We start from the raw sequence: 16,526 nt of genomic DNA, 5'->3' as shown, positions 1-16,526 counted from the left end.
TTCCCGCGTAGAACTCTTCCGCATAGACCTTTTCTGCATCAAACGCAGGAGCGCGGCATGCGTCGGCATGCCGGATGCAGAAGCTCGCAGAGTTGGTAGGCAGAAGGGGGTAAGGCACGCGGCGCGCCCAGGCCGCCCGCCAAGCACAGCGGCGCGAGCAAGGATAGCGGCACAGTGAAAGACCCGGGCGCGGATGCAGATGCAGATGCAGATGCGGAGCGGACGCGGATACGTACGCGCGCAGCACCGCGCCCGGCCGGGCCGGCGCAATCAGGCGAGCAAGGTACCGCTCAGCGCCGCGACGATCATCAGCACGCCCACCCAGATATTGGCGCGGAACAGCATGAAGCTGCGGTCGGGGCGCTTCAGGCTGAACAGCAGCATCTGCCAGAGGAAATGTGCGGCGATGACCGCCATCACGAGGTAATAGCCCCAGGCCATGTGCAAGGCCACGCCGGCATATAGCCATAGCACCATAGTGACGATGTAGAAGCCGCTGATCCACGCCTTGCCGTTTTCGGCGAAGCGCATGGCCGTGGAATGCAGGCCCAGCTCCAGGTCGTCGCGCACATCGACATAGGCGTAGATGGAGTCGTAGCCTACCTGCCAGAGCACGGCGCCCACCCACATGGCGATGCCGGCCAGCGGCACCATGTCGCGCGTGTCGGACCAGGCCATCAGCATGCCCCAGTTGAAGGCAATGCCCAGCACCACCTGCGGCCAATAGGTGAAGCGCTTGCACAGCGGATACACCACCACGAAGGGCAGCAGCAGCAGCGCCAGCCAGCGGCTGTAGGCATTGATCGCAAACAGCAGCAAGGCGCACACCACCAATTGGCCGAACAGGAAATACAAGGCCTGCCTGAGGCTGAGCTGGCCGCTGGTCAGCGGCCGGAAGCGTGTGCGCTCGACCTTGCGGTCGAAATCGCGGTCGAAGATATCGTTGATGGTGCAGCCTATGCCGCGCATCAGCAGCGCACCCAGCGAGAAAATGCACAGGCGCCACAGCGTGGGCCAGCCGCCCGCCGCCTGCACCAGCGCGGCCAGGCACGGTAGCAGCGTCAGCCACGTGCCCACCGGGCGGTCGAGCCGGCACAGCCGCGCGTACGGCCCCCAGGAACGCGGCAGCCAGCGCTCGACCCAATCATCGGGCCGCATGTCGGACAAGTCGGGGATGGAGGACGAAGACTCGGGGGCTATGCTCAAGGTACTGCGCTCACTACTGAGATTAAACGGATCAGGGCCTGTTCACACTAAAAGGAGTGCCGCACTGGCGGAGAGAAGCCCGCCAGGCTAGGCGCGGGCGAGGCCGCCCCACACAACGAGTCCGCAACGACGCAGGCGGGCTTCTGTCCGCCAGCCCGCTGGGTGGCCACAAAACAGCCCGCCCCTCGGCGTTGCTCATGCTCGCCGTGGAACCACCACGGCTGCGCTTCGCGCCTTGATGGACAGGCTGTTTTGTGGCCATGCGGTACCCCTTTTAAGGTGAACAGGCCCTAGACCGCCAGCCCGAGCACAGGATATCCGGAAAAGCCCCGGCCCGCCGAATCAGCCGGCAAAACCGGCTGGACCGATATCAGCTCTGGCGGATCAACTCGCCCAGCACCGCGATACCCGAACGGATCTTGTCTTCGGGCACCGTGACGAAGCTCAGCCGCATCGTGTTCGGGCGCACCTCGTCAGTATAAAACGGCGCGCCCGGCACGAACGCCACATTGCGCTGTACGGCGCGCGCCAGCAGCTCGCTGCTGTCGATGTGCTCGGGCAGCGTGACCCAGATGAACATGCCGCCCTCGGGGCGCGTCCAACTGGCGGTGGCCGGGAAATGCTCGGCCATCGCGTCCAGCATGTAGCCGCACTGCTTGCGATACAGCTCGCGCACGCTGGGCAGGTGCGTATCGAGGAAGCCGCTCTTGACGGTTTCGTAGACGGCCATCTGGGTCAGCGTGGCGGTGTGCAGATCGGTGGCCTGCTTGATCTGCACCAGCTTCGAAATGATTTCGCGCGGGGCCGCGATATAGCCCAGGCGCAGGCCGGGCGCCAGCACTTTGGAAAACGTGCCCAGGCGGATCACGGTCGCGCCCACCGCACGGCCCAGGCCGAGCAGGCCGGGCAGCGCCTCGCCCGCATAGCGCAGGTCGCCGTAGGGATCGTCTTCGATGATGGGCAGGCCCACCGCCGCGCAGCGTTCGACCAGTTCCTGGCGGCGCGCCAGGTTCATGGTCAGGCCGGTGGGGTTCTGGAAGTTGGGCAGTGCATAGATGAAGCGCGCGTCGCGCACACGCTCGTCCGTCAGCCCTTGCGGCACCAGGCCGCCTTCATCAGTGGGCACCGACACATAGGCAGGGTCGAACAGCGAGAACGATTGCAGCGCGCCCAGATAGCTGGGGGCCTCGACCAGCACCTTGCTGCCCGGGTCGATGAACAGCTTGCCCAGCATGTCCAGCGCCTGCTGCGAACCCGAGACGATCAGCACTTCGTCGGGCGAAATATCGTGCGCGCCGACGCGCTTCAGGTCTTCGGCAACCCAGGCCCGCAAGGGCGCGTAGCCTTCGGTCGGCCCGTATTGCAGGGCCACGCGGCCCTGCTGGCTGAGCACGCGGTCATAGGCGGCCTGGACGACTTCTACCGGAAACCCCTGCGGCGCCGGCAGCCCGCCGGCAAAGGAAATAATCTCGGGCCTTTCAGTGACCTTGAGAATCTCGCGTATGGCCGAACTGTTGATGTTGCGGGCGCGCTGCGAGAAGGTATAGCGGGAGGGCGGCAGGGGGGCATTCATGAGTCTGGGATATCCGGAAAGAGCACAAAGAACGTATGGGAAGAAAACGTGTTTGCGGTGTAAAGACTGGCGATACGCGCGCTCGGGATGCGGGGATTGCAGCAAGTACTGCGCCTGACGCAAGCTACGGCGAGTCGCCGTGGCCCTGCGGCAAGCCGGCAGCGGGCTGCGCGCATCACTTCATGCGTATCAATTAAATATGCCGTGCATCAGCACGGCGCAACGGAATTACGAATACAAGGCGAACAGGCGCGGCTAGCGCCCGGCTGCATGGACAGGCCGCGGGTATGGCCGTGGGGAAGGCAGGCGGCGGGTATGCCGCGGGCGGATTCCCGGCCGGCCGTATGGGCCGCCAGGCGCGTAGCGGCCACATCGCCGTGTACCGCTCGCTATTCCCTTTTCACGCAGTGAATCCGTTAGATTACTGCAAGTTTCAAGAATTTGCTGGCAGATCACCGCCCACGACGCCCGAAAGACCGACGATCAGCCCGCTTCGGCCAGCAAACTTTCGTAGGGAATGCGTAATTCGTCGTGCAGCCGCCTTATCATGCGCAGCGTCAAGGGGCGCTTCCCGTTCAGGATTTCGGATACCCGTCCGCTGGGGCCGATTAGAGGTTCCAGATCGCGCGGAGTGAGGCCCTGCTGGTCCATTCTGAACTTGATAGCCTCAACGGGATCGGCAGGGCCTATCGGGTAGTGTTGGTTTTCATAGGCCTCGATCAATGCAACCAGAACATCCCTCAAATCCGCGTCGGGAGTACCTTCTTCGGCCATGAACACAGTCTCGAGACGATGAAATGCTTGCTGTAAGTCGGCATCGTTGCGGATGGGATTAATATTCATTGACGGTCTCCACATCGATCAAATCGTATTCAGTGTGCGTACCAAGAAATTTGACCCAGGCAATTTGCGCCTGATAATGCATTTGCACCACTAGGCGATATTTGTTCCCGCCTATATTGAATACAACCCTGTTGTTGCCACATATGCTTGCGCTACGGTATTGGTTCTTGATTTCCTGAGGGGATCGCCAACTAGCCGCAAGCGTTTCGTCATGCCAGCTTTCGAGCGGCCCTTGGGCGTCTTTATGCCCCGGCTGCTCCCAGAATTTTCTCAGGGTGCGTTTCGCGATTATCCTCACATCGCCACCAATCCTCCCAAATTGGGAGAATTATACTAAGCCTCGACCACTTTATTCAATCCTGGGAAATACGCTGCCATAAACACGCCGCCCATACGCGCGACACGCTATTCCGGTACCGCCGTCACAATAGGATCGTCCAGCAGCGCGTAGCGCTTCGAGTCGGGCAGCTCGTAGTGCCACCACTCGGTGGCGATGGAGCGGAAGCCCGCCTGCAGCATGATGCCGAGCAACAGGCTGCGGTTGCGCTGCACTTGCTGCGGCAGATCGTCGCGGTCGTGGTGCGAGCGGTCTTCCATGGCGTCGAACCCGGTGCCCATGTCCAGCGGCACACCGTTTGCGTCGACCAGCGTGACATCCACGGCGATGCCGCGCGTGTGGTTCGAGCCTTGGCTGGCGTCGGCGATGTAGCGCGGATCGGGACATAGCGCCCAGAATATCTGTTGGGCGCGCGGCGGACGGTAGGCGTCGAAGATCTTCAGCCGACAACCCGCGCGATTCGCGGCCCGCGCCGCCCGCAACAGGCACGCGGCCGCCTGCGGGCGCAAGGCGCAGCGCGCCTGCGCGTATACCGGCCGGCCGGCGAGGTTATTGGCCGTGGCATAGACGAGATCTATGTCCACGAGATACTGCTCGGGCGTGATTTCCACCAGTTCGCTGGGATCCGCCTGCACCATCAGGTTCTACGCCGCCGATGGCGCTCGCGCCTGATCAGGTACACCAAGCTGCACAGCAAGACCAGGGAACAGACCGCCCCCAGGCCTATAAACGACTCGATGATAGTAGTCGTAGTCATGGCCGCCTCCTTGTGGAATACCCCAGTAAGGGCCATACCCCAATTAGACTGCTTCCGGAGCGATCTTTCCAGTCCCCGCCGCGAACGAACGGCCGGCGCAGAGATGGTCGGCAACTCAGTCGATCGTCGTGTCTTGAGAGGAGCCGCCGAAAAACCGGCGAGCGTCCGCCGCGATTTCCGGCAACTGGCCAAATTCGGTAGTCAGCGCGGCTGAAACCTGCCAATCCTCTACCGCGCCTTGCACACCGTGAAAGCAGACCTGGAAATTGACCTCTCCGAGCGGGGAGCAACTGGCGCAGAGCGAGAAATCCCCGTCTATCGATTCCCAGCGTTCATCGCCGCTCCAGGGACGCTCGTACACAGCCAGCCGCAAGAACAGCTCGGCCAGGGCGCTTGTGTCTGGGCCCGCCCAGACTGCATGCGTCGCCTGCACGGAGGAACCCTTGAGTTCGACGGTGAAATAGTCGGCATGGGCCGAGAGAAACACCAACTCCCGGTCCGAAGAGTTTGATCTTATCGAGAACAGAACGAGGCTCCTGTCGCGCCCGGCGCCAACTGCAAGCGGCGGCCGGAACATGAAGACATTCTAGCCTGCGCGGTGTGCATGGCTACCCGTCTTCGTCACTGGGCATCAGCGCTTGGTCGCTGCGGCATAGACCGCATTGCGTTCGCGCTTGCCAATAGCGACAACAACTACGACGACGTCTGCGTCGCGCACCTCATAAACCAGCCGATAGCCCCTGGATTTCAGCTTGATTTTGTAGCGATCGGCGTGGCCAGACAGCTTGGCAGCCGGCACGCGTGGGTCTTGCACACGTTCAGCAAGCTTTTTCTTGAATTGTTCGCGCAGCGTACTGTCGAGCTTGTACCACTCTTTCAAGGCCTCGTCTTTGAACTTCAGCCTATAGGTCATCCAGCGAAACCTCGATTTCCGCCTGGCCTTGGCGGGCATCGGCGATAGCGTTCAGTTCGAGGTCTTCCAGACGGTTCAGCAGGGCTTCATAGGCCTTTGCGGGGACGCAATAGAACGCGGGCTCGTTGCGGTTGAGAATGGCTACAGGCGCCCCTTCGCCCGCTGCCACAGTTCCCATGGGATTGCGCTTGAGTTCAGAAACGCTGGCCGTCGTTTCTGCGAGAACGGTGTGAGCCATGTAGAGCTGCCCCATGAAGCATTATTATGAGTTCTCATAATAGCACTTTTAAGAGTGCTTTTAAAAGTGCAAAATCGTTTAGAAGAGACAGGAATAGGCCCTTAATGCCACTCGCGATTGCGGAAGCAGAACTTATTGTCACGGCAGAATTTTATTGTCAGCGACCAGGGCATGGCGGCAGCTCGACGATTGCCAACTCCAGGCAATTCATGAATAATAATTGTATATACAAAAGCGCCGCCTGCATCCGCAGCAACACGACATGGGGCTGCACCGCCGGACGGTGGCACGAATCCTGTGCAGCGCGTGTCCTGTGCAGCACGGGCTTTATGCAGCATTGGCCCTATGCGGCGCAAGCCCGGGACGCGATGCCGCCGCGACGGATAATCATCGAGACAAGCTCATGACAGACCGGCCACAAGTCCAAGCCTCCAGCACGCACGCGCGGCCGACCCGCGCAGCCGGCGCCCGCACAGCGAAGCGTCCGGACGCCGGCAGGCGCGCCGACCCCGGACGAGCTGCGGGAAACGCAGGCCCGAGCGAGGCCGCCCCATGAGCACCCACATGTCGCTCTGGACCCATGCGCGGCTCGCGCCCGCCGCGGATCCGAAGCATGTCATCGACGATGCCGTCATCGCGGTGCGCGACGACACGGTGGAATGGTGCGGGCCGGCGCGGGATCTGCCCGCCGCCTGGCGCGATGTGCGCGACCGGCGCGACCTGGCGGGTGCGCTGGTCACGCCGGGGCTGGTCGATTGCCACACCCACCTGGTGTATGGCGGCAATCGCGCCGAGGAATTCGCGCAGCGGCTGGCGGGCGCCAGCTACGAAGAGATCGCGCGCAGCGGCGGCGGGATTGTTTCGACGGTGCGCGCCACGCGCGCCGCGAGCGAAGAAGAGCTCTACGAAAGCGCATTGCGCCGGCTGGACGCTTTGCGCGGCGAAGGCGTGACGGCGGTGGAAATCAAGTCCGGCTATGGCCTGGACCTGGAAACCGAGCGCAAGATGCTGCGTGTGGCGCGGCGCCTGGGCGAGACGCGGCCGGTGACCGTCAGCACGACTTTCCTGGGCGCACATGCCCTGCCGCCGGAATACGCGGGCCGGCCCGACGAATACATAGACCTGGTCTGCGGCGTGATGCTGCCGGCGCTGGCACGCGAGGGGCTGGTCGACGCGGTGGATGTGTTCTGCGAAAACATAGGCTTCGACTTGGCGCAGTCCGGGCGCGTGCTGCAGGCGGCGCGCCAGCTGGGGCTGCCGGTCAAGATACATGCCGAGCAGCTCTCGTTGATGGGTGGCAGCGCTATGGCCGCAAGCCACGGCGCGCTGTCTGCCGACCACCTGGAATACCTGGACGAGGCCGGGGTGCGGGCGCTGCGCGATGCGGGCACGGTGGCCGTGCTGCTGCCAGGCGCGTATTACTTCATCCGCGAGACGCAGTTGCCGCCGCTGGACCTGCTGCGCCGGCACGGCGTGCCGGTCGCGATCGCCACCGACAGCAATCCGGGCACCTCGCCGACCACCTCGCTATTGCTGATGCTGAACATGGCGTGCACGCTGTTTCGCATGACGGTCGGCGAGGCGCTGGCCGGGGTGACGACGCATGCCGCACGCGCTCTGGGCCATGCCCGGGTGCGCGGGCGGATAGAGCCGGGCGCACCGGCCGACTTCGTGGCCTGGAATGTGGACACGCTGGCCGAGCTGGCCTACTGGAGCGGCCTGGACCGCTGCCGCCTGGTGGTGCGCCACGGCAAGATGGCCCTGGACAGGCGGAGGCGCGCGGCATGAGCACGACCCAGCGGCCGGCCGCAAGGCGAACCGTCATCCCGGACGAGGATGCTGCGCAGCCGCGGGAGACATGCGCGTGAATACAGCCGCGTCTTTCGCCATGGGGTCGCTGTATGCGCCCCACGCGCGCCTGCAGGGCCGCTGGGAACCCGACGTACTGTTGCAGTGGGACGCGCAGGGCACGCTGACGACAGTGCGCAGCCGTGTGTCGGCCGCAGAAATTTCCAACCTGCCGGGGCTCCAGCGCGCCCGCGGGCCAGTGCTGGCAGGCATGCCGAACCTGCATTCGCACGCCTTCCAGGCGGCGATGGCCGGGCTGACCGAATATCGCGCCCAGGCCGCCGACAGTTTCTGGAGCTGGCGCGACCTGATGTATCGCTATGCGGCGCGCCTGTCGCCCGAGAGCATCGGCGCCATCGCGCGCTGGCTGTACATAGAGATGCTCAAGGCGGGCTATACCTCGGTGTGCGAATTCCATTACGTGCATCATGCCGCGGACGGCACGCCCTACGCGCGCCCGGCCGAGCTGGCGGCGCGCGTCGCCGCGGCGGCCGAAGCGTCGGGGCTGGGCCTGACGATGCTGCCCGTGCTGTATCAGTACAGCGGCTTCGGCAAGCAGGCGCCGCGCGCCGGCCAGCGGCGCTTCATCAATACGCCCGAAGGCCTGCTGGCGCTGCTGGACGGCCTGCGCGCCGAATATCCCGAGACGCCGCAGCGCCGCTACGGCGTGGCGCCGCATTCGCTGCGGGCGGTCGACGCCGGCGGCCTGGCGGCGCTGCTACAGGGCCTGGACCAGGTCTTGCCTGGAGCCCTTGGGGCAGATGCGTCCAAGGCTAGCGGCGGCGTGCCCAATACCTCTGCGCCAGGTGCCTCGCGATCAGGCGCATCCTGGCCAGGCGCTGTAGCGCTGGGCGCCTCCGCCGCAAATGCGTCCGGGCAGGAAGCGCCCATGCCGAGAGCCCCTATGCCGGGCGCCCCTACGCCGGGTGCCCCCATACACATACATGTCGCGGAGCAGATCGGCGAAGTGCAAGCCTGCCTGGACAGCCTGGGCGCGCGGCCGGTGCAATGGCTGCTGGACAATTTCCCGGTGGATCGGCGCTGGTGCCTGGTGCATGCCACGCACATGGACGGCGCGGAAATCCCTGCGCTGGCGGCCAGCGGCGCGGCGGCCGGGCTGTGCCCGACCACCGAAGCCAACCTGGGAGACGGCATTTTTCCCGCTGCGCCGTACCTGGAGGCCGGCGGGATTTTCGGCATAGGGTCGGACAGCCATATCGCCGTGGACTGGCGCTCGGAGCTGCGGCTGCTCGAATACGGGCAGCGGCTGCTGCGCCATGAACGCAATGTGCTGGCCGGCTCTGGACAGCCTTGGGTCGCCGACCGGCTGTTCGATGCCGCCGCCGCGGGCGGCGCGCAGGCTGGCGGCCGCGCCACGGGCTGGCTGGCGCCCGGGCGGCGCGCCGATTTCATGGTGCTGGACGCGAATCACCCCGCACTGGCGGGCCGGCCGCCGCAGGCGTGGCTGTCGGGCGTGGTGTTCGGCGAGACGGGCGGCACGCCGATACGCGATGTGTATGTGGGCGGCGTGCAGCGAGTGGCCGAGGGCCGGCATGCCGACGAAGAACGGGCCCGCGCGGACTATCTATGCGCCCTGAATGAATTACTTGGCTGACTCGGATGTTCGACTGATCCAGATGTTCAAACTTGATACCTGCGCTGACCATACAGACTCGACTATCCGCGCCGACAGCGGCCGGCTGTGGCCGCGACGCGGGCCCGGCCCGGAGGGCGTATCCATCCGGATTCAAGGCCATGGATCAACCGGACATGGCACTGGACGAACTACTGCAACAAGGAACCCGATATGAGCGACATCGAGCAAGACCCTGTGTACACCTTGAGCCAGGGGTCGATTCCCCTGCTGGTATCGATTCCCCACATGGGCACGGAAATCCCGCCCGATATCGCCGCATCCATGACGCCGGTGGCCAGCCACTACGACGATACCGACTGGCACCTGGACCGCCTGTATTCCTTTGTGCGCGACATGGGCGCCTCGGTGCTGCAGCCGCGCTATTCACGCTATGTGATCGACCTGAACCGGCCGCCGGATGGCGCCAACCTGTATCCGGGCCAGGACACCACGGGCCTGCTGCCCGTCGATACCTTCGACAAGGAAGCGCTCTATCCCGACGGCAGGCTGCCGGACGAGGCGGAACAGCAACGGCGCCTGGGCCTGTACTGGAAGCCGTATCACGCCGCCATCGCGGCCGAACTGGCGCGGCTGCGGCGCGAACATGGCCGGGTGCTGCTATGGGAAGCGCATTCGATACGCTCGCGCGTGCCGCGCTTTTTCGAGGGACGCTTGCCGGACTTCAACTTCGGCACGGCGCGCGACGCCAGCACGCCGCCCGGGCTGGGCCAGGCGCTGGCCGATCTGGTGGAGCGCGATGGCCGCTACACGGCGGTGGCCAACGGCCGCTTCACCGGCGGCTATATCACGCGGCACTATGGGCAGCCGGCCGAGGGCGTGTACGCGGTGCAACTGGAACAATCGCAGATCACCTACATGCAGGAAAGCCGGCCCTATCCCTACCTGCCCGAACTCGCCGACCCCGCGGCCGTCGTGGTGCGGCAGGCGGTGGAACTGGCGATGGAGTGGCTGAACAAGGCTTGATCATTTGCCCCGCTCGGCGGGCGGGCGGCCTCTGTCCCATGAAGCATGCCGCCGCGACACAAGCATCTGGCACAGCCCCGCTCTGGCGTAGCTCCGCGCGGGACCGAGCCCGCCCGGCGCCGGGCTGCGCAGCGGTAAAAACGAGCTCCCGACTCCCGCGATACAAACCAAGCCGGACGTACAGTTCCGGCGCGATGCCTGGCCGGTCGCCGCTTATCGGCTTATCGGCTTATCGACAAGCAGCATGCCGCCAACTACGCCTCAATGCTCCAGCAGCTCTTCCTGCCCGGCCAGCAGCGACTGGTCCAGCACCCGCTCGGTCATGAGCTGGATGTCGCGGGCCAATAGACGGTCTTCCTGATAGAAGGGAATCTCGGCGCGTATGCGGCGATGCACCGATTGCAGCGCGGTCGAGGTCTGCAGCGGCGCGTGGAAATCGATGCCCTGCGCGGCGCAAAGAAATTCGATGGCGAGGATGGTCGCGGTGTTGCGCGCCATTTCGTCGAGCCGCCGGCCGGCGAAGGTGGCCATGCTGACGTGATCTTCCTGGTTGGCCGAAGTCGGCAGGCTGTCGACGCTGGCGGGATGCGCCAGCGATTTGTTCTCGGAGGCCAGCGCGGCGGCAGTGACGTGAGCAATCATGAAGCCCGAATTCAAGCCGGCCGAGGGCACCAGGAAAGGCGGCAGGCCCGAAATGCTGGCATCGATCAGCAGCGCCACGCGGCGCTCGGCCAGCGCACCGGTCTCGGCGATCGCCAGAGCCAGCGTGTCGGCCGCGAAGGCCACCGGCTCGGCGTGGAAATTGCCGCCCGAGATCACCTGGTCGGGCCGGCCGTCCGCGCCGGGGAAGATCAACGGGTTGTCGGTCACGGCATTGGCCTCGATCAGCAAGGTTCCGGCGGCCTGCCGCTGCAGGTCGTGCACCGCCCCCATCACCTGCGGCTGGCAGCGCAGGCTGTACGGGTCCTGCACCTTGTTGTCGTTGAAGACGTGCGACTGGCGGATGGCGCTGCCCGCCAGCAGGCGCCGGTACAGGCCGGCGGCGCGGATCTGCCCGGGCTGGCCGCGGATCTCGTGCACTCGCGGATCGAAGGGCGCGTCGCTGCCCTTGGCCGCGTCCACGCTCATCGCGCCGGCCAGCACCGCGTTGCCGAACAATATCTGCGCGAGGAACAGGCCGTGCAGCGCCAGGGCCGTGGACACCTGCGTGCCGTTGATCAGCGCCAGCCCTTCCTTGGCGGCCAGCGCCACGGGCCTGATGCCGGCCTCGCGCAGCACATCGGCGGCCGGCATCAGGCGCCCGCGCCAGCGCGCCTGCCCCTCGCCCATCAAGGCCAGCGTCATGTGCGCCAGCGGCGCGAGATCGCCCGAAGCGCCCACCGAGCCTTTGGCGGGGATGTGCGGCAAGACCCCGGCGTTGTACATATCCAGCAGGGTAGCCACGGCCTCGGGGCGGATGCCGGAGTAGCCGCGCGCCAGGCTGCCGATCTTCAGCGCCATGACCAGGCGCACGATGGCCTCGGGCAGCGGCTCGCCCACGCCCACGGAATGCGACAGGATCAGGTTCTTTTGCAGGCGTTCCAGGTCGACGTCCGGAATGCGCGTCTGGGCCAGCTTGCCGAAGCCTGTGTTGATGCCGTAGGCGGCGTCTCCACAGGCGATGATGCGTCCGACGACGTCCGCCGAGGCGCGCATGGCCTCGACCGCGCCGTCGGCCAGCGCCAGGCTCACTTCGCCGCGCCAGATGCGGCGTATCTCGTCCAGGCCCAGCGCACCGGGCCGGATTTGCAGTGTGGGTTTGCTCATGCTGTTGTCTGTGTGGTCTGCCATTTCCTGCGGATTCGCGACTTCTTACGGATTCGCGATCGACGGCCGGCAAGCCGGCAATCGACGCGACAAACGTACCCAAAGAGCAAAGCGCGAGCCGGCGGCAATGGGCACCAGGCCGAAGCCCGGCCGCAGCGCAGGTTCGAGGCGCTTGCCGCGATGGCTGCCAAACCCGCTCACCCTATCATCGGCAACTTCAGGCCGTAGCGCCGCGCGGTCTCGATCGCCAGCTCGTAGCCGGCATCGGCGTGGCGCATGACGCCGCTGGCGCAATCGTTGACCAGCACGCGCGCCAGGCGCGCGCGCGCGGCGTCGCTGCCGTCGGCCACGATCACCATGCCGGCGTGCTGGCTGTAGCCCATGCCCACGCCACCGCCATGATGGAACGATACCCAGCTGGCGCCGCCGGCGGTGTTCAGCAGCGCGTTGAGCAGCGGCCAGTCGGACACCGCATCGGTGCCGTCGCGCATGGCCTCGGTCTCGCGGTTGGGGCTGGCCACCGAACCGGTATCGAGATGGTCGCGGCCTATGACGATGGGGCCCTTCAGTTCGCCGCTGCGCACCATCTCGTTGAAGGCCAGTCCGGCCGCGTCGCGCTCGCCCAGGCCCAGCCAGCAGATGCGCGCCGGCAAGCCCTGGAACGCGATGCGCTCGCGCGCCATGTCCAGCCAGCGATGCACGTGCTTGTTGGCGGGAAACAGTTCCTTGATCTTGCTGTCGGTCTTGTAGATGTCTTCCGGGTCGCCCGACAGCGCCACCCAGCGGAACGGCCCCTTGCCCTGGCAGAACATGGGCCGGATGTAGGCGGGCACGAAACCGGGGAAATCGAAGGCGCGCTCGACGCCCTGGTCGCGCGCCACCTGGCGTATGTTGTTGCCGTAGTCGACCACCGGCACGCCCATGGCCTGGAAGTCCAGCATGGCCTGCACGTGCGTGGCGCAGGACCGCGCCGCCGCGGCCTGCAGCTCGGCATGGCGCGCCGGGTCGCGCTGCGCCAGATGCCATTGGTCGACGCTCCAGCCCGCGGGCAGATAGCCGTTGACGAGATCGTGGGCCGAGGTCTGGTCGGTGACCAGGTCGGGCCGCGGGCCGCCCTCGCGGGCGCGGCGTGCCAGCTCGGGGACGATCTCGGCCGCATTGCCCAGCAGGCCCACGGACACGGCCTCTTTGCGGCCGGTGTGCAAGCGCATCAGGTCCAGCGCCTCGTCCAGCGTGCGCGCCTGCTTGTCCAGGTAGCGGGTCTTGAGGCGGAAGTCGATGCGCGACTGCTGGCATTCGACCACCAGCGAGCAGGCGCCGGCGAAGCTCGCGGCCAGTGGCTGCGCGCCGCCCATGCCGCCCAGCCCGGCGGTCAGGATCCAGCGGCCTTCGAGGCTGCCGCCGTAATGCTGGCGGCCGGCCTCGGCAAAGGTCTCGTAGGTGCCCTGCACGATGCCCTGGCTGCCGATGTAGATCCAGCTGCCGGCCGTCATCTGGCCATACATGAAGAGGCCCGCGCGGTCGAGCTCGTGGAAGTGTTCCCAATCGGCCCAGCGCGGCACCAAGTTGGAATTGGCGATGAGCACGCGCGGGGCGTCGGGGTGCGTCTTGAACACGCCTACCGGCTTGCCGGACTGGATCAGCAGCGACTCGTCGTCTTCGAGCGCGCGCAACGTTTCCAGGATCTTGTCGTAGCATTCCCAGTTGCGCGCGGCGCGGCCTATGCCGCCGTACACCACCAGATGCGCCGGATTCTCGGCCACGGCGGGGTCCAGGTTGTTCTGGATCATGCGGTAGGCGGCTTCGGTGACCCAGCTCTTGCAACTGAGCTTGGGGCCGGTGGGGGCATGAATTTCGCGGCTCGCGTCGTAGCGGGGATCGTGGCCGACGGCCGCGGCGGAATCCTTGGACATGATCGTCTCCTGGTACTTGGGCAAGCGCCCGGCGAGTGCGCCCCGGGCTTGGAGTTGCGCCTTGCCGGCCGAGCTTCGCGCGGCGCATCCGCTATGGCGCTGGGCCAGCGGACATGCGCGGCTGCCGCGCCCCAAGGCCCTTGCCCGGGCGGCGCGGGCCGTCCGCCGGCGCAACGCCACGGCCTGCCGACAAGCCGCGGGAATTCTTGTAAGCTCATTGCATAATGTATATGCATAGCGGCAATTTGTCTATACATATAACCCTGCCCGCCCGAGGGAGCACCCATGCCCGCGCCACGCGCCATCACGACCGGCACCGCCAAGGAAAGCCCTCCGGCCTACCAGCAGATCAAGAATTTCGTGCTCGAGAAAATCCAGAGCGGGGCCTGGAAGGAAGGCGACCTGATTCCCACCGAACTGGCCTTGTGCGAGACCTTCAAGGTGTCGCGCATGACCGTCAACCGCGCCTTGCGCGAACTGACGGCCGACCAGTTGCTGGTGCGCTACAAGGGTTCGGGCACCTACGTGGCCCAGCCGAAATTCCAGTCCACACTGATCGAGATCCGCAGCATCGCCCAGGACATCCGCGAGCGCGGCCATCGCCATTCCAGCAAAGTGCTGCTGCTGGACAGCGTGCGTGCCAGCGAACTGCAGGCGCGGCGCTACCGCATCGCCCCCGGCGCGCTGCTGTTCCATTCCGTCATCGTGCACTACGAGAACGAAACCGCGATCCAGCTGGAAGACCGGCTGGTGGACGCACAGGCCGCGCCCGGCTACCTGGAGCAGGACTGGGCCGCCCTGACCCCGAACGAATACTTGATGCGCGTGGCGCCGCTGCCCACCGGCCAGTACAGCATCGAAGTCAAGCTGCCGAACCGCGAGGTCGCGGCGGCGCTGGACATAGCCCCTACCCAGCCCTGCCTGGTGATGGACCGCGTGACTTTTTCCAAGAATGCGTTCACCTCGAACGCGACCATGTGGCACCCGGGCAATCGCTACAAGTTCACCGGCAGATACTGATCGGCGCCGGGCCGGGGGCCCAGGCGCGGCCATGGCGCCCATGGACAAGCAGGGAAAATGTCGGACAATACCGGCAGTGGCCCTCGCCGCCGCGGCGCGGCCATGCGCCGGCCGGCCCCGGCCGCGCAGCACCCGCTACGTCTACGCAATACCGCAATACCGCATACTGCAAATACTCCGGCACAATATCCTCGACACCATCCATATCGTCAACGCAGGCCCAACCATGTCCGACAGTTCTTCCCATACCCATCTCGACACCTTGCTGCAGCATACCGGCGTGGCCGGCTTCGATCCGCAAACCGGTTGCGCGCCGGTAGCGCTGCCCTCGATGCGCACCAGCACGGTGCGCTTCGAATCGCTGCAGGCGCTGGAACGCGCCCAGATGGCCAAGGCGCGCGGCGAACGCGTCGTCACCTATGGGCGAGTCGGCATGCAGACCCACACGGCGCTCGAGCAAGTTTTCTGCGAACTGGAAGGCGCCAGCCGCGCCTTCCTCGCGTCCTCGGGCCTGGCGGCCATCACGCTGGCGCTGTTCGCGCTGCTGGACAGCGGCTCGCACATGCTGGCCGCCGACTGCGTATACGGCCCGGTGCGCCATCTGGACAAGACCGTGCTGCGGCGCATGGGCATACAGGTCGACTATGCGCGCGCCACGCCCGAGGCGCTGGCCCCGCTGCTGCGCCCCGAGACGCGGGTGCTGTATGTGGAATCGCCGGGCTCGCTGCTGTTCGAAATGCTGGACCTGCCGGCGCTGGCGAAATTCGCGCACCAGCACGGCCTGCTGCTGGTCACGGACAACACCTGGGGCTCGGGCTACATCTACCGGCCGCTGGACCTGGGCGCCGACGTGTCGGTGGTGGCCGGCACCAAATACGTGGGCGGGCATTCCGACCTGATGCTGGGCGCGGTCATGGCGCGCCAGCCCGAAGTCGTGCAGCGCCTCAACGAAACCCATTACGCCATGGGCTATTCCATCAGCGCCGACGACGCGTGGCTGGCCCTGCGCGGCGTGCGCACCTTGCCGATACGCATGCGCGAACACGCCGAACACGCGCTGCGCGTCTGCGACTTCCTGCGCACCCGCCCCGAAGTCGCGCGCCTGTACCATCCCGCGCTGCCCGAGGACGCCGGCCACGCGCTGTGGCAGCGCGACTGCAGCGGCTCCAACGGCATGATGGCCGTCGAGCTCAAGCTGGACGCTGACGCCGCCAGGCGCTTCGTCGACGCGCTGCAACTGTTCGGCATCGGCTTCTCATGGGGCGGCTTCGAAAGCCTGGTGCAGCTCGTGGACACCGGCACGCTGGCGCAGCACGGCTACTGGCAGCGCAACGGCAACGCCCTGGTGCGCCTGCACATCGGCCTGGAATCGCCCGACGACCTGATCGCCGACCTGGCGCAGGCCCTGGACGCCGCGGGCCGCGCTGCGGCCTGAGGTGCCGCCGCCCGAAG

Annotated in this window: 15 protein-coding genes; 5 read left to right on the top strand and 10 right to left on the bottom strand. The window is 66.0% G+C overall.

Annotation, left to right across the window (positions count from 1 at the left end):
- Window positions 1-270: 270 nt before the first annotated feature.
- From ubiA to KVP10_RS05760, 8 genes are all read right to left on the bottom strand, one after another.
- Window positions 271-1,158 (bottom strand): 4-hydroxybenzoate octaprenyltransferase, encoded by an 888-nt coding sequence (ubiA, locus tag KVP10_RS05795; RefSeq protein ID WP_217963807.1) that lies wholly within the window; start codon window positions 1,156-1,158, stop codon window positions 271-273.
- A 418-nt stretch (window positions 1,159-1,576) separates the two neighbouring features.
- Complete coding sequence (locus tag KVP10_RS05790; RefSeq protein ID WP_217963558.1) at window positions 1,577-2,779, bottom strand: aminotransferase-like domain-containing protein; 1,203 nt, start codon at window positions 2,777-2,779, stop codon at window positions 1,577-1,579.
- A 483-nt stretch (window positions 2,780-3,262) separates the two neighbouring features.
- On the bottom strand, window positions 3,263-3,622 hold the full coding sequence (locus tag KVP10_RS05785; RefSeq protein ID WP_217963557.1) for a helix-turn-helix domain-containing protein: 360 nt from the start codon (window positions 3,620-3,622) through the stop codon (window positions 3,263-3,265).
- Entirely contained in the window at window positions 3,612-3,920 is a 309-nt protein-coding gene (locus tag KVP10_RS05780) for a type II toxin-antitoxin system HigB family toxin (RefSeq protein ID WP_217963556.1), read from the bottom strand. The genes KVP10_RS05785 and KVP10_RS05780 overlap by 11 nt, the downstream gene beginning before the upstream one ends.
- Before the next feature lie 107 nt (window positions 3,921-4,027).
- A complete protein-coding gene (ddpX, locus tag KVP10_RS05775; protein ID WP_376810949.1) occupies window positions 4,028-4,594 on the bottom strand; it encodes a D-alanyl-D-alanine dipeptidase in 567 nt (188 codons plus the stop codon).
- Between the two features lie 237 nt (window positions 4,595-4,831).
- Window positions 4,832-5,293, bottom strand: a complete 462-nt coding sequence (locus KVP10_RS05770; protein WP_217963554.1) for a DUF6228 family protein — start codon at window positions 5,291-5,293, stop codon at window positions 4,832-4,834.
- A gap of 54 nt (window positions 5,294-5,347) precedes the next feature.
- On the bottom strand, window positions 5,348-5,629 hold the full coding sequence (locus KVP10_RS05765) for a type II toxin-antitoxin system RelE family toxin (RefSeq protein WP_217963553.1): 282 nt from the start codon (window positions 5,627-5,629) through the stop codon (window positions 5,348-5,350).
- A complete protein-coding gene (locus KVP10_RS05760; protein WP_217963552.1) occupies window positions 5,619-5,867 on the bottom strand; it encodes a type II toxin-antitoxin system Phd/YefM family antitoxin in 249 nt (82 codons plus the stop codon). The genes KVP10_RS05765 and KVP10_RS05760 overlap by 11 nt, the downstream gene beginning before the upstream one ends.
- 552 nt (window positions 5,868-6,419) lie before the next feature.
- Between KVP10_RS05760 and hutI the strand changes: the two genes are divergently transcribed.
- From hutI to hutG, 3 genes are all read left to right on the top strand, one after another.
- The gene (hutI, locus tag KVP10_RS05755) at window positions 6,420-7,655 is read left to right on the top strand and encodes an imidazolonepropionase (protein WP_246600346.1); all 1,236 of its coding nucleotides are present in this window, start codon (window positions 6,420-6,422) and stop codon (window positions 7,653-7,655) included.
- Window positions 7,656-7,755: 100 nt separating this feature from the next.
- On the top strand, window positions 7,756-9,330 hold the full coding sequence (locus KVP10_RS21225) for a formimidoylglutamate deiminase (protein WP_246600418.1): 1,575 nt from the start codon (window positions 7,756-7,758) through the stop codon (window positions 9,328-9,330).
- A 192-nt stretch (window positions 9,331-9,522) separates the two neighbouring features.
- Window positions 9,523-10,335 (top strand): N-formylglutamate deformylase, encoded by an 813-nt coding sequence (hutG, locus tag KVP10_RS05740; protein WP_217963551.1) that lies wholly within the window; start codon window positions 9,523-9,525, stop codon window positions 10,333-10,335.
- Window positions 10,336-10,596: 261 nt separating this feature from the next.
- On the opposite strand, the gene hutH is transcribed toward hutG, so the two are convergent.
- Complete coding sequence (gene hutH / locus KVP10_RS05735) at window positions 10,597-12,141, bottom strand: histidine ammonia-lyase (protein WP_217963550.1); 1,545 nt, start codon at window positions 12,139-12,141, stop codon at window positions 10,597-10,599.
- Between the two features lie 197 nt (window positions 12,142-12,338).
- Window positions 12,339-14,054 (bottom strand): urocanate hydratase, encoded by a 1,716-nt coding sequence (hutU, locus tag KVP10_RS05730; protein ID WP_217963549.1) that lies wholly within the window; start codon window positions 14,052-14,054, stop codon window positions 12,339-12,341.
- 285 nt (window positions 14,055-14,339) lie between these two features.
- Here hutU and hutC point away from each other — a divergent pair, with 285 nt between their 5' ends.
- Together hutC and metC are read left to right on the top strand one after the other, a co-directional pair.
- Window positions 14,340-15,074 (top strand): histidine utilization transcriptional repressor HutC, encoded by a 735-nt coding sequence (gene hutC / locus KVP10_RS05725; RefSeq protein WP_217963548.1) that lies wholly within the window; start codon window positions 14,340-14,342, stop codon window positions 15,072-15,074.
- A 226-nt stretch (window positions 15,075-15,300) separates the two neighbouring features.
- Window positions 15,301-16,509 (top strand): cystathionine beta-lyase, encoded by a 1,209-nt coding sequence (metC, locus tag KVP10_RS05720; protein ID WP_217963547.1) that lies wholly within the window; start codon window positions 15,301-15,303, stop codon window positions 16,507-16,509.
- The last annotated feature ends 17 nt before the right edge of the window (window positions 16,510-16,526 follow it).

The sequence above is a fragment of the Candidimonas humi genome (assembly GCF_019166065.1).
Classification (GTDB): domain Bacteria; phylum Pseudomonadota; class Gammaproteobacteria; order Burkholderiales; family Burkholderiaceae_B; genus Candidimonas; species Candidimonas humi.
The sequence above is the reverse complement of the archived record's forward strand: the minus strand, read 5'-3'. Positions and strand labels throughout refer to the sequence as shown.

Excerpts from the sequence above, each read along its gene's own strand:
- metC (WP_217963547.1), top strand. The coding sequence starts at position 15,301 with ATGTCCGACAGTTCTTCCCATACCCATCTCGACACCTTGCTGCAGCAT.
- hutC (WP_217963548.1), top strand. The coding sequence starts at position 14,340 with ATGCCCGCGCCACGCGCCATCACGACCGGCACCGCCAAGGAAAGCCCT.
- KVP10_RS21225 (WP_246600418.1), top strand. The coding sequence starts at position 7,756 with ATGGGGTCGCTGTATGCGCCCCACGCGCGCCTGCAGGGCCGCTGGGAA.
- KVP10_RS05770 (WP_217963554.1), bottom strand. The coding sequence starts at position 5,293 with ATGTTCCGGCCGCCGCTTGCAGTTGGCGCCGGGCGCGACAGGAGCCTC.
- KVP10_RS05765 (WP_217963553.1), bottom strand. The coding sequence starts at position 5,629 with ATGACCTATAGGCTGAAGTTCAAAGACGAGGCCTTGAAAGAGTGGTAC.
- ubiA (WP_217963807.1), bottom strand. The coding sequence starts at position 1,158 with ATGCGGCCCGATGATTGGGTCGAGCGCTGGCTGCCGCGTTCCTGGGGG.
- KVP10_RS05790 (WP_217963558.1), bottom strand. The coding sequence starts at position 2,779 with ATGAATGCCCCCCTGCCGCCCTCCCGCTATACCTTCTCGCAGCGCGCC.
- KVP10_RS05760 (WP_217963552.1), bottom strand. The coding sequence starts at position 5,867 with ATGGCTCACACCGTTCTCGCAGAAACGACGGCCAGCGTTTCTGAACTC.
- hutU (WP_217963549.1), bottom strand. The coding sequence starts at position 14,054 with ATGTCCAAGGATTCCGCCGCGGCCGTCGGCCACGATCCCCGCTACGAC.
- KVP10_RS05785 (WP_217963557.1), bottom strand. The coding sequence starts at position 3,622 with ATGAATATTAATCCCATCCGCAACGATGCCGACTTACAGCAAGCATTT.
- hutI (WP_246600346.1), top strand. The coding sequence starts at position 6,420 with ATGAGCACCCACATGTCGCTCTGGACCCATGCGCGGCTCGCGCCCGCC.
- hutH (WP_217963550.1), bottom strand. The coding sequence starts at position 12,141 with ATGAGCAAACCCACACTGCAAATCCGGCCCGGTGCGCTGGGCCTGGAC.
- hutG (WP_217963551.1), top strand. The coding sequence starts at position 9,523 with ATGAGCGACATCGAGCAAGACCCTGTGTACACCTTGAGCCAGGGGTCG.